At 67.9% G+C, this 13,819-nt stretch carries 12 protein-coding genes; 7 read left to right on the forward strand and 5 right to left on the reverse strand.

Annotated elements, in window-relative coordinates:
• Window positions 1-18 precede the first annotated feature (18 nt).
• Window positions 19-1,125, reverse strand: a complete 1,107-nt coding sequence (tssA, locus tag BRO63_RS27570; RefSeq protein WP_088142978.1) for a type VI secretion system protein TssA — start codon at window positions 1,123-1,125, stop codon at window positions 19-21.
• Window positions 1,126-1,297: 172 nt separating this feature from the next.
• Here tssA and BRO63_RS27575 point away from each other — a divergent pair, with 172 nt between their 5' ends.
• Together BRO63_RS27575 and BRO63_RS27580 are read left to right on the forward strand one after the other, a co-directional pair.
• Window positions 1,298-1,549, forward strand: a complete 252-nt coding sequence (locus BRO63_RS27575; RefSeq protein WP_059371245.1) for a hypothetical protein — start codon at window positions 1,298-1,300, stop codon at window positions 1,547-1,549.
• Window positions 1,550-1,585: 36 nt separating this feature from the next.
• Window positions 1,586-1,855, forward strand: a complete 270-nt coding sequence (locus BRO63_RS27580; RefSeq protein WP_088142844.1) for a PAAR domain-containing protein — start codon at window positions 1,586-1,588, stop codon at window positions 1,853-1,855.
• Here BRO63_RS27580 and BRO63_RS27585 read toward each other — a convergent pair.
• Window positions 1,852-2,295 (reverse strand): hypothetical protein, encoded by a 444-nt coding sequence (locus BRO63_RS27585; RefSeq protein ID WP_088142979.1) that lies wholly within the window; start codon window positions 2,293-2,295, stop codon window positions 1,852-1,854. The genes BRO63_RS27580 and BRO63_RS27585 overlap by 4 nt on opposite strands.
• 184 nt (window positions 2,296-2,479) lie before the next feature.
• On the opposite strand from BRO63_RS27585, the gene BRO63_RS27590 reads away from it, so the two are divergent.
• Together BRO63_RS27590 and BRO63_RS34345 are read left to right on the forward strand one after the other, a co-directional pair.
• Window positions 2,480-3,883 (forward strand): tetratricopeptide repeat protein, encoded by a 1,404-nt coding sequence (locus BRO63_RS27590; RefSeq protein WP_256943422.1) that lies wholly within the window; start codon window positions 2,480-2,482, stop codon window positions 3,881-3,883.
• A gap of 65 nt (window positions 3,884-3,948) precedes the next feature.
• Window positions 3,949-4,113, forward strand: coding sequence for a hypothetical protein (locus BRO63_RS34345; protein WP_088142845.1), 165 nt, complete (start codon window positions 3,949-3,951; stop codon window positions 4,111-4,113).
• Window positions 4,114-4,125: 12 nt separating this feature from the next.
• On the opposite strand, the gene BRO63_RS27600 is transcribed toward BRO63_RS34345, so the two are convergent.
• Complete coding sequence (locus tag BRO63_RS27600; protein WP_088142981.1) at window positions 4,126-4,881, reverse strand: 5'-methylthioadenosine/adenosylhomocysteine nucleosidase; 756 nt, start codon at window positions 4,879-4,881, stop codon at window positions 4,126-4,128.
• Window positions 4,882-5,219: 338 nt separating this feature from the next.
• Here BRO63_RS27600 and BRO63_RS27605 point away from each other — a divergent pair, with 338 nt between their 5' ends.
• Both BRO63_RS27605 and BRO63_RS27610 read left to right on the forward strand, forming a co-directional pair.
• Complete coding sequence (locus BRO63_RS27605) at window positions 5,220-6,260, forward strand: DUF2235 domain-containing protein (RefSeq protein ID WP_088142846.1); 1,041 nt, start codon at window positions 5,220-5,222, stop codon at window positions 6,258-6,260.
• 198 nt (window positions 6,261-6,458) lie between these two features.
• Window positions 6,459-8,225: a GGDEF domain-containing protein gene (locus tag BRO63_RS27610; protein ID WP_088142847.1), complete on the forward strand. Its 1,767-nt coding sequence runs from the start codon at window positions 6,459-6,461 to the stop codon at window positions 8,223-8,225.
• A gap of 13 nt (window positions 8,226-8,238) precedes the next feature.
• On the opposite strand, the gene BRO63_RS27615 is transcribed toward BRO63_RS27610, so the two are convergent.
• Entirely contained in the window at window positions 8,239-11,781 is a 3,543-nt protein-coding gene (locus tag BRO63_RS27615) for an indolepyruvate ferredoxin oxidoreductase family protein (protein ID WP_088142848.1), read from the reverse strand.
• Window positions 11,782-11,884: 103 nt separating this feature from the next.
• Between BRO63_RS27615 and BRO63_RS27620 the strand changes: the two genes are divergently transcribed.
• Window positions 11,885-12,790 carry a LysR substrate-binding domain-containing protein gene (locus BRO63_RS27620; protein WP_088142849.1) on the forward strand — a complete coding sequence of 302 codons (906 nt, stop codon included), beginning with the start codon at window positions 11,885-11,887 and terminating at the stop codon, window positions 12,788-12,790.
• Window positions 12,791-12,811: 21 nt separating this feature from the next.
• Here the strand turns inward: BRO63_RS27620 and BRO63_RS27625 are convergent, their stop codons facing one another.
• Window positions 12,812-13,720, reverse strand: a complete 909-nt coding sequence (locus tag BRO63_RS27625) for a LysR family transcriptional regulator (RefSeq protein ID WP_088142850.1) — start codon at window positions 13,718-13,720, stop codon at window positions 12,812-12,814.
• Window positions 13,721-13,819 lie beyond the last annotated feature (99 nt).

Here is a 13,819-nt window from a genome sequence, read left to right on the forward strand (position 1 = left end):
CTCAAGCAATGGCTGGGCTCAGCCGTTGTGGTCCGGCGGCTTGGGCACGCCCAGCAGCTCTTCCAGGCCGGACAGCGCATCGCCATTCTTGAGGACGGTGCGCAGCCACAGGTGCAGCGACATCTCGCCCCAGCTGGCGGCCTTGTCGGCCAGATAGGCCACCGGGCTGTGGGGCTCGGTGCGGCGGAAGAATTCAGCCACTTCGCGCAGCTGCGCCAGCGCCTGCTCGCGCGTTTGCAGCGGGCCGCGCGCGGCCGCGGGCGCGGGCGCGGCGGAAACAGGGTCGGCGGCGGACAAGGTCGGCTCCATCCGGGCAACTGCGGGCGCAGCGGCGGGAGCGGCCGGCGCCGCGGTATCCGCGCGCACCAGCAGCCCGGCGTCGCGGGCGAAGCGGCGGGTCAGTTCGGTCACGTCGCGCAGCGCGTCGCGCACCGGCGAGAAGGCCGGGCCCTCATCGCCCAGGCGCTGCGCCAGGGTCTGTTCCAGGGTATCCAGCGCCGCGAAGCAGCTTTGCAGATTGCCTTCCAGTTCGGAATAGAAGGCCGGCGGCGTATCGCGGCGCGCGGCGTCGAACTGGTCCAGCGTGAGCTTGCCGCGCGTGATCTCGGCCGCGTTCTGCGGCGCGCGCTTGACCGCGTTGGCCAGCTGCGAGGCGCTGTCCCACAGGGCCGCGCCATAGCGCCCGCCCTCGGACTGCGTCAACGGCAATTCGCGGATCAGTTGTTGCGAGCGCGCCAGCAGCCAGGCCAGATTGCCCACGCGCTGCTGCACGTCGCCCTCGTCCGGCACGGGATGCAGGCCCTCCCAATAGTGGCGGCACAGGCCGTCCACCAGCAGATAGCCGTCGCGCAGGCCGGCGAAGCCGCGCGTCTTGGCCCAGGCCTCGGCCAGCCAGGCAGCCACGCGCACGTCCTTGCTCTGTTCACGCAGCACAATGGTGCAGATGCGGATGACTTCCGGCCAATCGGCCTCTTTGATGTCGATGACCCAGTCGCCCTGGTCCAGGTTCGGATCATCGTGGCGGCGGGCTTCGCGCACGGCGTCGAACTCGGCGGAAAACACCATGTCGGCGCCGCAAGGCGCCTCGCCGGGTATGGGCTGCAGCAGTATGTCGATATCGCTCATATGGGTCTGGTTGGATGGCAGGAACGCGGCCGCCGGGCCTGCGGCGAGCATTGCGAAGAGGACCGATCCTCCCATATCTGTAACGGCCTTGCGTTTGAAGATGACACGTCCTATTACAAAACGCATCACGGACCCTGGATATCATGCGGGTTCCCCAGGACGAGGATGCGCGATGAACAAGTCATTCCACATGATGCCCGACGGCCGCTTCATCAACGGCAAGCCGCGCCGCTGCCCCGACGGCACCTACGTCGGCGACGGCGGGCCCATCACGCGCGCGCCAGATGGCACCTACGTCGCCGGCAAGCCGCAGCGCGCGCCTGACGGCCGCTACCTCGGCGGCGACGGTCCGGTCCGCATGGCGCCCGACGGCACGTTCGTCACCGGCACGCCGCGGCAGGCCCCCGACGGCACCTATCTGTAAGCACACATAACCAAACTGACAGGGCAACAGGCAGCCATGGCGCAGCTATCGGTGATACGCAAGGGCGACCGCACCTCGCATGGCGGGGTGGTCGTCACGGGCGACGAAACAGTCATGATCTTCGGCCAGCCCATGGCCCGGCTGGGGGACCGCGTCACCTGCCCCAAGTGCGGCGGCACGCATACCATCGTCGAAGGCGCGGCCGCCGTCAGTTCGGACCGGCGCACCGCCCTGGAAGGCATGAAGACATCCTGCGGCGCGACGCTGATCGCAAGCCAGCAGTTCTACCGGCTGGAGCAGGGTTAGGTCCCAGACCGCGCGAGCATGCTCCGCAATCCCAGGCGCAGCGCCAGCGCCGCGAACGCAATGGGCAGCACCATGCGCCACTGCGCCACGAACAGTTCCCTCGTGGCCTCGCCCGGCGCCCAGGTGTTGCCAAACACCTGCGGGTCCGGCGGCGCCAGATACAGCGCAACCAGCACGGCGGCCAGCGTCGCAGCGGCCCGCCATGCGGCCGAGCGACGCACCCGCGCCAAGCGCTCGGCCAACGCCAGCGACAGCAGGCCGGCCAACCCCGCCAAGGCGGAATCGACATAGAACTCGAACGGCCCGTACAGGAACGGCGCATCCGGAATCATCCAGCCGTAGGCATCGGTCTTCAGCACCGAAGTCAGGCAAGCGCCAAAGAGCGCCGCCGCGGCGGACAGCAGCAGGAAATCAAACAACCGCAGGAAGAATGTCGGCATCACGGAACGGGAATGCGCCGCGGGCGGCGGCGGGTCGCGGGCGCAAGAATGCCACAGGAGCGCGCCCGCCGCATCCGATCCGCGGCGGCCGCCGCCATTGCAGGCAAACCAGCGCCGCACTGTGTTCTCTGAGAGAATGCCGCCTGTCTCTCAGGCCCCATCGCTCAGACCTCAAGCAGCACCCATGACGCTTCTGCAATCCAGGCTGTCCCCGTTGATGTTGTCCGGCGCGCTCGCGCTTGCCCTGGCGGCCCTGCCGGCCTACGCCTGCGCCAGCTCGTCCACCAAGAAGCCATCCACCCGCAGCACGCCCGCGGAGCCGCCTCAAGGCATGCCGCAGTACGGCAAGGGGAAACACGGCCGCTACCTGCTCCTGAAGCTGGACAACAGCCGTGGCAGCGCCATCGCTCCCAATACGCCATACCGCCTGTTCCTGACAGGCAAGGACCAGTCCATCGAGGGTACGCCCGACCACGACGGCATCGTGCACGGCGTCACCGACGCGCTGGGCCGCAGCGCCTGGATCTGGACCCGCGAGGCGCATTCCGCCGAGGACTACACGTTGATCCGGCGCATAGGCAGCGGCGCCTGGGGCAGCGTGTTCCAGTTGCAAAGCGGCGGGGATAAGGATCCGCTGGGGGGCTGGCCTTACGTCACCACCATGCACGTGCGCTGGGGCGAGCAATGGGTGGACCTGGGCTACAGCACGGCCCAGGGCAACACGGCGTACTTCAGCCACGATCGGCCGGCTGCCACGCTGTCGATATCCGTCGAAGCGAGCGCGGCGGAAAACCGCCAGTGCTTCGATGAGCTGGACGCCATCAACCGCAAGTTCAGCCAGGGCGATGCCGAGGGCGCGCTGCAACTGGTGGATGCCACCGACTGCGGCGCACAACCGCTGCAACAGCTGGACATGGCCAATCTATTGCTGATGGCCGGGCGCGCCGACCTGGCGCGGCAATGGCTGGCACGTGCCCGTTCCGGGTCCGCACCCGCGGACCGCGACGTGCTGCGCGCAAGGTTCAAGCTGGAACGCCTGCTGGGCATGCCTGCCCTGGCGCTGGAAGACGCGCTGGAACTGCAGCGCCGCCAAGCCGATGTACCCTTGCGGGACGAACCCGACTGGGCCAACAGCATCGCCTATTACCTGGCGGATTTTCCCGATCACCTGGCGCAGGCCGAAGCCCAGGCGCGTACATCCATAGCCACCGCCGGCCCCCTCCCTTACAACCTGGGCACCCTGGGCTGGATCCTGGCCCTGAGGGGCGACATCGACGGCGGGCTGGACCTGATGAAGCAGTCCTACCGCGAGATTCCGCGCGACGAGGAAATCGTGGCCGATTACGGCCTGGCGCTGTGGCGCCACGGCCAGCAAGGCCTGGCCGCTCGGCTCTGGGACCAGGCCGAGGCGCAATGCGTGTGGGGCGGGCGCATGCATGACGCGCTGCGCGAAGCCGGTCATCCGCACCCCTACTTCCAGGCGGCGAATTCCCGCGCGGTAGAGGCCTACCAGCAGCGCTGCTCGGCGCCGCAGACCAAACGCAAGGCCAAGCCTGGCGACCTGCGCGGCGCCGCGTCCGAAGCGTAAAATCGACTGCATAGACCAGCCGCACGCCATGCGTCCGCCACGGGCGCCTGGCGCAGGAGACCATCATGAAATCCGCCTTGACCCGCCTGCTTTCCCTTTTGGCCACGGCCGTGATCCTGGCCGGTTGCGCGCAAGGCAATGGCGGCCCGCCGTATCCCGGCGCGGTCAATCCCTACAGCGAGGGCGGCTTCCACGACGCCGGCCCCAACTACCCCGACACCGGCCGCTGACAAGCGCCGGCCTCAGGCTTCCCGCAGCGCGCCCGACTTCAGCAGGGGCGCCAGGATGCCCGCGGTGTAGACCCGCGCCAGGTTCACCAGGAAATCGGTGAAATCCGCCTTCGCCGCGTGATCGGCCTGATCCGAGATCACCCGCAACACCGCAAAGGGCACGCCGAATTCGTGGCAGACCTGCGCCATGGCCCCGCCTTCCATTTCCAGGCAGAGCGCATCGGGCAGGCGCTGGCGCAACAGGTGCGCCTGGTCATTGCTATTGACGAAGACGTCGCCGGTGGCGATGAGGCCATGGTGCACGCGCGGCGGCCGTGCGCCCTGCCCTGGCATCAAACCGGCATGGCCGCGCGCGAACTGTGCCGCGCTTTCCAGCAGTTGCCCGCTCAGGACCGGATCCGCGTCGAAGCGCTCGCGCCCCAGCAACGGAATCTCATGCTGTCCGAACAGCGGGCGCGCGTCCATGTCGTGCTGCATCAGCGCGCTGGCCACGACCACGTCGCCCACCGCCACGTCCTGGCGCAGGCCGCCCGCCAAGCCGGTGAAGATCACACGCGAGGCCTTGAACTCCTGGATCACGATGGATGCGGTTGCCGCCGCGGCCACCTTGCCGATCCGGCTCAACGCGATCACGCAGGGCGTGCCCCACAAGGTGCCGACATGGAAGTCGCGCATGGCGATGCGGTGGATGGCGGCGCCCGGATCCATTGCCGCGAGCAGGTCGGCGATTTCTTCGTGCAAGGCGCCCAGTATGGCTAGAGGTCCCATGTACATCTTCTTTAATCATGCGCGGCCCGCGGCCGCACTGCCCGCAACATACCCCAAGCGCGGCTCGGCCGCCAACGCGGACGCGCCGCCCGTCCATGCCCGCCGGATTGCTACTTTCGGTGTAGTGCGGTTTTCCTGCTGCTCCCGTGCCGCCCTGCAAGCCCAGCCGGCGCGACGGATCGCTACCAATTAGCTAGTCAAAAGTGCGGTGTACGTCCGATCAGCAGGGAAACCACGCCCCCGGCAGGCCCGCGGCGGCGTGCTAGCTTACGTCGCGCAGGAAGCGGGCCATGCCAGCAAGCAGCTTCATCGCAAGACTCCATCTGTGGAGAACGATCATGGTGAAGAATCTAGCCGTATTCTTCGACGGGACCTGGAACGAACCCAACGACCGCACCAATGTCTACGAACTCTACAAGGCGGCACCCGAGACCTCCACGCAGGAAACGCTTTACATAGAGGGCGTGGGTACGCAGGGCCAGGGCCTGTGGGCCGCCATCGACAAGTTCGCCGGCGGCGCCTTTGGCGCGGGGCTTTCGGCCAACATCCGCGCGGGCTACCGCTGGCTTTGCCAGCGCTACGAACCGCGCGACCGCATCTTCCTGTTCGGTTTCAGCCGCGGCGCCTACTCCGCCCGCAGCCTGGCAGGCATGGTGCGCAAATGCGGCCTGCTGAACGACCCCTCTGACAACAACGTGACGGAAGCCTATGCGCTCTACCGCGACGACTGCATCCCCTCGTCGCTGGAAGCCACGACCTTCCGCGTGAACTTCTCGCGCGAGACCGACGTGCATTTCGTCGGCGTGTGGGACACGGTCGGCAGCCTGGGCATACCCGTGGGCGGCATTCCCTTTCCGGGTTTTTCCAGGTTCTACAACTTCCACGACACCGAACTCAGCAACCACGTCCATCACGCCTATCACGCCATCGCCACCAACGAATTCCGCGAACCGTACGCGCCGACCCTGTGGACCCGCCTGGCCAACTCCGAGCCGCGCCCGGCCGACCATCCGGTCGAGCAGCGCTGGTTCATCGGCGCCCATTCCGACATCGGCGGCGGCTACCGCGACGGCAGCCTGCAAACGCTGCCGGCCTCGTGGCTGCAGGAGAAGGCGCGCCAGGCCGGCCTGGAGGCTGGGCTGGCGCAACGGGTCGCGACGGACTACGAGCAATGCGAGCCGCATGACTCCTATCGCGAGTTCACCGAGAAGGTGCTGATCCACGTGAAAAAGCGCCCCAGGCTGTGGGACGGCGCGACCGTGCTCAACCTGACGGTGGACGAGCGCCTGGTGAAGCGGTTCGGGCTCAGCCAGGAATTCCTGAAAGACTATCCCGACTTCAAGGACGCGCTGGAAAAACTGCCCGTCGCGCGGCCATGATGATCCCGCCGCGCGGCGCGGAACAAGCCATGAAAGCGCTCGCAATAGAGTGATGCAATACGCTCGGAAATGAGACTTTACGATTTAATGCGATACAAACTTCCACCTGTCTGAATGTGGGGGGAAAACAATACTTATGCGTACCGCATTTCAAGTAACCTCCGGCCACCAGTCATTGTTACGAGCCGATGTTTACGCATGTTCCGCAATGTCTTTGCTCTCAAATCCCTTGAAAGGTATTTCCTGACACTGGCTGCTGGCGTAGCGCTGCCGGTCTCCATGCTGACCGTGATCGTGGTACAGCAGAACTGGCAGTCGCTGGCCGCCACCGACGACGCCCTGAGAGGCTTCATCGTGGTCCGCACGACCCTGATGACCATGGAGGCGGTATCCGCCGAACGCGGGCCCATGAACTCCGCGCTGGGCTCCGACCTGCCGGTACCCGAGAACATCCTGCACGCGCTGGACCAGGCGCGCCAGCGCACCAATGCACGGATCGCCGACCTGCTTGCGCTCTACCGCGCCCCGCTCAATCCCAACGGCGCCCGCGAATTCACCAATATCCAACGCATCCGCGAGTCCTTGCTGAACGCCCGCGCCAGCGCCGACGCGGCCATCGCCGCGCCCCGAGCCAACGTCTCCGGCTACAACCTGTGGACGGTGGTCGGCGACATGGTCGCGCTGGTGCCTGAACTGCGCGCCGCGATGTCCGACGGCATCGGTCTGGTCGCCCGGAACCAGGGCGAGGACTTCGACCTGCTGTCGCTGGCGCTGCTTGCCGGCGAATTGCGCGAACAGGCAGGACTGGTCGGCTCCACGTTCGCGCCAGCCCTCAGCAAGCGCCGCACGCTGACCGCCAGCGATCAGCTGAGGATAGAGCGCGTGATCGGCCGCATCGACGAACTGCGCGCGCTGATCGACGCCAACATCGCCAGCATGCCGCGATACGCCTCTTCCCTCGCCTACCGCGAACTGCAGCAGCAGTACTTCGGCGATGGCATGAGCTACCTGGACAGCGTGCGCGCCATAGCCGAACGGGCGCCAGAGGACTCCCTGGTGTCGATGTACGAACTGGGCGCGAACTACGTGCCGCGCATGCAGTCCATCGTCCGCTTCCGCGACCTCATGCTCAATGAAGTAGAGCGGCGCATTGGAGAAAACCGCCAGGCCGCGATCCGCGTCCTGCTGACCACCCTTGCGGCCGCGGCGATGCTCACGGCCGCGTTGGTAATCGGCTTGACCATGTTCCGCAAGCGCGTCATCCGGCCGTTCGTGCGCGCCACCAACATCATCGGCGCAATCGCGAAAGGCGGCGATGTGCCGGCCATTCCCGCGGACCAGTACCGCGGCGAAGTCAACGGCATGTTCAAGGCCTTGAACGTGCTCAACGACAACGCCGCCGCCGTGCGCAAGCTGGAGCTGGAACGCGACCGCCTGATCCAGGATCTCGCCATCATGGCTGAAACGGATTTCCTGACCGGCCTGCTGAACCGGCGCGCCTTCGAAAAACGCCTGGAAGCCTCGCTGGACGACATCCGCAACGATGCGCAGGAAGGGCTGGGCTTCATCCTGTTCGACATCGACCACTTCAAGGCCATCAATGACACGCACGGCCACGCCACCGGCGACGAAGCGCTCAAGACCGTGGCCGAACTGTGCCGCAAGACCTTCCGCGAATCCGACGTGGTGGCACGCGTGGGCGGCGAGGAATTCGCGGTGCTGTGCCGCAGCCGCAACCCCGACCGCGTCCGGGACATCGCGGAACGCATGCGGCTGAACATCGCGCAGACGCGCATCAGCGCCGGCGCAGGCACCAGCTTCAGCATGACCGCCAGCTTTGGCGTCGCCCATGCCCGCGGCAACAACGCCACGGCGCTGGAGCTGCTTTCCCGTCGCGCCGACGAGCTGCTGTACAAGGCCAAGCTGAACGGTCGCAACTGCGTGCTGCTGGACTCAGCGCCTTGATGCCACGATTTTCTCAAGCCGCCAGCGTTTCCCGCGCCCGTCCCCGGTAACGCTGCCACAGCTCGGCTTGCTGCACGCGCGCCCGTTCGACGTTTTGCTCCTTGACATGGCCATAGCCTCGGATCGTGTCCGGCAGCGCGGCCAGTTCCAGCGCCGTGGCGCGATTGGCCGCGTCCAGTGTGCGGGCGAACTCCTCGGCCAGCGCCTGGTAGTCGGTCGCCAGTTGGCGCTCCATGCGGCGTTCGGCCGTCTTGCCGAATACGTCCAGCCAGGTGCCGCGCAGCCGCTTCATGGGCGCCAGCGCGCGAAACGCCAGTCCCATCCACGAACCGTAGGCGCGCTTCTGCAAGCGTCCCCGCGCGTCGCGGCGCGCAAGCGCGGGCGGCGCCAGGTGATAGCGCAGCGAGTAGTCGCGGCCGGGTTCGCCTTCGAACTGCTCACGCAGCCTGGCCTTGAAGGCCGGATCCACGTACAGGCGCGCCACCTCGTACTCGTCCTTGTAGGTCATGAGCTTGGCAAGATTGCGCGCAACCGTCTGCGTGACTTCGAAACGCTGCGGATCCGCCAGCGCGGCTTCGCGCGCACGCACCGCCCTCACCGCCTCCAGGAAGCGCGCGGCGTAGGCCTCGTCCTGATAGGCGCCTACGTGTTGCGCCAGCCGCTGGATCTGGCTATCCAAGGATTCCGGCAAGGCCATCACCTGCGCCCGCGGCGCCGGCTTGAGCGCGGCGGCGCCATGATGCGCGGCTTGCCGGCCCAGTTCGAAGGCGGCCAGGTTCTTCTCGACAGAGACGCCGTTCAGCTCGATCGCGCGCCGCAGGCTGTCCAGCGCCAATGGCAGCCCGCCCTGCTGCCAGGCATAACCCAGCAGCAGCGGATTGGCATAGATGGTATCGCCGAGCAGGGCCTCGGCCAGCGGACCGGCCTCGATGAAATCGCAGTTGCCGCCCGTGCTGCGCGCCAGCGCGGCTTCGGCCTGCGCGCCGGGGAAACGCCAGCTGGGCTGCGACAGGAAGGCCGCCGTCGGCGCGGCGCTGCTGTTCACCACGGCGCGGCCATGGTCCGGCCGCAGGCGCGACAGCACCTCGGGCGACGCCGACACCAGCGCGTCGCAGCCGATGACCAGGTCGGCCTCGCCCAGCGCCACGCGCGTGGCATGCAGGTCCGCGGGGCGATTGGCCAGCTGCACGTGGCTGAGCACGGCGCCGCCCTTCTGCGCCAGCCCCGCCATGTCCAGCACGGTCACGCCCTTGCCTTCGAGATGCGCGGCCGCGCCCAGCAGCGCGCCTATGGTCACGACGCCGGTGCCGCCCACGCCCGCGATCACCACGCGATAGGCCCCAAGCGGGCGGATTTCCGCCAGGGTGGGCCGCGGCGGCTCGGCCAACGCGGGAAGATTGCGGCCCGTGCCCGGCTTGCGCAGCGTCGCGCCTTCCGCCGTGACGAAGCTGGGGCAGAAGCCCTCCACGCAGGAAAAGTCCTTGTTGCAGGACGACTGGTTGATGCGGCGTTTCGTGCCCAGCGGCGTGTCCAGCGGCTCGACCGACAGGCAGTTGGACTGCACCGAGCAGTCGCCGCAGCCTTCGCAGACCGCCTCGTTGATGAAAGCGCGGCGCGGCGGATCGGGATACTCGCCGCGCTTGCGGCGGCGGCGCTTCTCGGTGGCGCAGGTCTGGTCGTAGATCAGCACCGTCGTGCCCGCGATGTCGCGCAAGGCGCGCTGCACGTCGTCGAGCGCCTTGCGGTGGTGCACTGCCACGCCCTGCGGCAGCGCGGCGGCGCCGGCGTACTTTTCCGGCTCGTCGGTCACGACCACGGTCCGGATCACGCCTTCGGCCTGCATCTGCGCCGCGATCTGCGGCACGGTCAGCACGCCGTCCACCGGCTGACCGCCCGTCATCGCGACCGCGTCGTTGTAGAGGATCTTGTAGGTGATGCTGGCGCGCGCGGCGACTGCCGCGCGTATCGCCAGCAGCCCCGAATGGAAATAGGTGCCGTCGCCCAGGTTGGCGAAGATGTGGCGCTCGGTGGTGAAGTCCTTCTGGCCCAGCCAGGCGACGCCCTCGCCGCCCATCTGGCTGAAGGTATCGGTCTTGCGGTCCATCCACATCGCCATGTAATGGCAGCCGATGCCGGCGACCGCGCGCGAGCCTTCGGGCACGCGGGTGGAGGTGTTGTGCGGACAGCCCGAACAGAACCAGGGCTTGCGCTCTTCCACCAGCGTGGGGCGGGCGGCCTCGCGCTCCTTGGCGTCGATCACCGCCAGCCGCGCCGCGATGCGCGCCCGCAGCGCGTCCGACAGGTCGGCTTTCTCCAGGCGCGCGGCAATGGCGCGGGCGATCAGGGCCGGCGACAGCTCATGGCGCGCGGGCAGCAGCCAGCCGCCGCGCGGCGTGGACCATTCGCCGCCGCCGTTGTCGCGCTCGTCGAACTTGCCGTAGACGCGCGGCCGCACGTCGTCGCGCCAGTTGTAGAGTTCTTCCTTCAGCGCGTATTCCAGGATCTGGCGCTTTTCCTCCACCACCAGGATCTCTTTCAGGCCGGTGGCGAACTCGCGCGCGTCCTGCGCGTCCAGCGGCCAGATGCAGCCCACCTTCAGCACGCGTATGCCGGCCTCGCGGCAGGCGGCCTCGTCCAAGCCCAGGTCGTTGAGCGCCTGGCGCACGTCCAGATACGCCTTGCCGGCGGTCATGATGCCGAAGTGCGCCTGCGGCGAATCCAGCACCACGCGGTTCAGCTTGTTGGCGCGCACATAGGCCAGCGCCGCGTACCACTTGTGGTCCAGCAGCCGCGCCTCCTGGGCCAGGGGCGTATCGGGCCAGCGGATGTTCAGGCCACCCTCGGGCAAGGCGTCCTCGGGCAGCACCACCCGCACCCGCTCCGGATCCAACTCCACCGACGCGCTGGACTCGACCACGTCGGTCACGCACTTCATCGCCACCCACAGGCCGGTGTAGCGGCTCATGGCCCAGCCGTGCAGGCCATAGTCCAGGTATTCCTGCACATTGGACGGGTACAGCACCGGTATGCCGCTGGCGATCAGCACGTGCTCGGACTGATGCGCCACCGACGAGGACTTGGCGGCATGATCGTCGCCCGCCAGCAGCAACACGCCGCCATGCTTCGAGCTGCCGGCGGAATTGGCGTGCTTGAGCACGTCCACCGACCGGTCCACGCCCGGCCCCTTGCCGTACCACATGCCGAACACGCCATCGCGCGCCGCGCCCGGGAACAGGTTCAGTTGCTGCGAGCCCCACACCGCCGTGGCGGCCAGGTCTTCGTTCACGCCGGGCTGGAACACCACGTCGCTGGCCTGCAGGTGGCGCTTGGCCTTCCACAGCGCCTGGTCCAGCCCGCCCAGCGGCGAGCCGCGGTAGCCCGAGATGTAGCCGCCAGTGTTCAGGCCCGCCTGCAGGTCGCGCTGCTTCTGCAGCAGCGGCAGCCGCACCAGGGCCTGGGTGCCGCTCAGATAGATGCGGCCGTGGCTGCGGGTGTACTTGTCGTCCAGCGTCAGGCCATGGGTATCGGCCGCGCCTGCGGGGTGTGGGGCGTTCACGCTTGTCTCCTGCGTTCCGGGTTCTTGGTGTTTTGCCGCAGTGTAGGAAGCGAGTTGGCTATCGTATATTCATATATTCAGGTATCAGATATTCGATAAACACATGGCTAACGACGTCACCCTGCGCCAGTTGCGCTACTTCGCGGCGGCCGCCCGGACTGGCCGGTTCTCCATGGCCGCCGCCGACGAACACGTCTCGCAATCCGCGGTCACCAACGCGGTCCTAGCCCTGGAGGCGCAGCTGGGCGTGCGGCTGTTCGACCGCCATCCGCATGGCGTCACCCTGACGCCCGAAGGACATAACTTCCACCAGCGCGCGCGCGAGGTGCTCGACTCCCTGGACGACGCCCTGCGCGAGCCCGGCTTTCAGCGCTATGCGCTGCGCGGCGCGGTGCGCATCGCAGCGTCCTACACAGTGCTGGGCTACTTCCTGCCCGACCTGCTGGCGCGCTTCAGGCGGCGCTATCCCGATGTGGAGCTGGACCTGGTCGACCTGGACCGGCCCGAGATCGAAGCCGCCGTGGCCAGCGGCGAGGTCGAACTGGGCGTGGCGCTGCTGTCCAATGTGGAACGGCGCGAACGCTTCGGACATCAGGTGCTGGTACGCTCGCGGCGGCAGCTGTGGACCGCGTCCGGCCATCCGCTGGCGCAGGCATCGGCGCCGTCGCTGGCCGACATTGCCGCCTATCCCTACATCCTGCTGGAAATGGACGAAGGCGAACGCTCCGCGCTGGCCTATTGGCGCGCCCACGGCCTGCAGCCCGACATCGCCTTCCGCACGCGCTCGATGGAGGCGCTGCGCGGGCTGGTCGCGCATGGCTTCGGCGTCACCATGCTGTCGGACATGGTCTACCGTCCGTGGTCGCTGGAGGGCCGCAAGATCGAGGCCGTGCCCATCACCGATGCGGTCCCGCCCATGGAGGCGGGCCTGCTGTGGCATCCGCAAGCGCGGCTGGCCAAGCCCGCCGAAGCCTTCCGCCAGTTCATGATCTACGCCTGCGGCGTCTAGCGCCGCAGCACGCCCGGCCCGCTACACCAGGATCGCGCCCTTGCGGCGCGTGAACTGGGCCAATGAACGCAAGGCCAGCGCATGCATGGCCGCCACCGACGGCAGCAGCGTTTCTTCCTTGCGGGTCAGCACGCCAACGATGCGCTCGACCGTGGGTTCGGCCAGCGGCACGAAGGCCAGTCCGGTCGCGGCCGCCGGCCGCGCCAGCACCGGCAGCACGGTCACGCCCAGGCCGCTCACCACGCTGGCCAAGAGCGACGCGCGGTTCGACACCACCATGAACGGGTCTTCGATGGCGCCGCCCAACTGCCGGTTCTTCAGCGTGTCGAAGGTGGCATTGCCTATCAGGCGCTCGCCTGCCAGCGCGGACCAGGGCACCGGTCCGCGGCGCCGCGCCAGCGGATGGCTCTTGCGGCACACCAGGCCGAACGCGTCGCGCGCCACCGGCGCGAACGCTACCTCCGCGGTGCGCGGCACCTGCCCCGCCACCCCTACCTGCACCTCGCCGCTCAGCACCAGCCGGTGCACGTCCTGCGAAGACTCGTCGATGGCGCGGATGCGGATCGCGGGGTGGCTGCGCGCGTAGCGCTCCAGCAGGCGCGGCAGCCACTCGTCGGCCAGCGACGGCATCACCGCCAACGACACCGGCCCCTGGCTGCCCAGGCCGAACTGGCGCGCCGCGTCCAGCACCCGGTCGTGGGTGGACAACAGTTCGCGGAACAGCGGGGCCACCGCGATGCCCAGGGGCGTGAGCTGCGCCCGCTTGCCGGGCTCGAACAGCGGGGCGCCCAGTTGCTGCTCCAGATCCTGCATGGCCGCCGACACGGCCGCCTGCGAGCGAAACGTGCCTTCGGCCGCCAGGCGGAAACTGCCGTGGTCGGCCGCCAGCAGGAACTGGCGCAAGTGCTGGATTTTCAAGGGCGCGGACATGGATTCAAGCTAGCGGAAAATTCGGATTTTCCGAAATTAACTTGAGTTAATTTGGATTGTCAAAACTCCGCCCGCCACCCAACAATGGCCGCGTCTTTC

This window comes from Achromobacter xylosoxidans, from assembly GCF_002192695.1.
GTDB lineage: Bacteria > Pseudomonadota > Gammaproteobacteria > Burkholderiales > Burkholderiaceae_B > Achromobacter > Achromobacter xylosoxidans_C.

Coding starts and splice junctions, on each gene's coding strand:
- tssA (WP_088142978.1), bottom strand. CDS start 1,125: ATGAGCGATATCGACATACTGCTGCAGCCCATACCCGGCGAGGCGCCT.
- BRO63_RS27575 (WP_059371245.1), top strand. CDS start 1,298: ATGAACAAGTCATTCCACATGATGCCCGACGGCCGCTTCATCAACGGC.
- BRO63_RS27580 (WP_088142844.1), top strand. CDS start 1,586: ATGGCGCAGCTATCGGTGATACGCAAGGGCGACCGCACCTCGCATGGC.
- BRO63_RS27585 (WP_088142979.1), bottom strand. CDS start 2,295: ATGCCGACATTCTTCCTGCGGTTGTTTGATTTCCTGCTGCTGTCCGCC.
- BRO63_RS27590 (WP_256943422.1), top strand. CDS start 2,480: ATGACGCTTCTGCAATCCAGGCTGTCCCCGTTGATGTTGTCCGGCGCG.
- BRO63_RS34345 (WP_088142845.1), top strand. CDS start 3,949: ATGAAATCCGCCTTGACCCGCCTGCTTTCCCTTTTGGCCACGGCCGTG.
- BRO63_RS27600 (WP_088142981.1), bottom strand. CDS start 4,881: ATGGGACCTCTAGCCATACTGGGCGCCTTGCACGAAGAAATCGCCGAC.
- BRO63_RS27605 (WP_088142846.1), top strand. CDS start 5,220: ATGGTGAAGAATCTAGCCGTATTCTTCGACGGGACCTGGAACGAACCC.
- BRO63_RS27610 (WP_088142847.1), top strand. CDS start 6,459: ATGTTCCGCAATGTCTTTGCTCTCAAATCCCTTGAAAGGTATTTCCTG.
- BRO63_RS27620 (WP_088142849.1), top strand. CDS start 11,885: ATGGCTAACGACGTCACCCTGCGCCAGTTGCGCTACTTCGCGGCGGCC.
- BRO63_RS27625 (WP_088142850.1), bottom strand. CDS start 13,720: ATGTCCGCGCCCTTGAAAATCCAGCACTTGCGCCAGTTCCTGCTGGCG.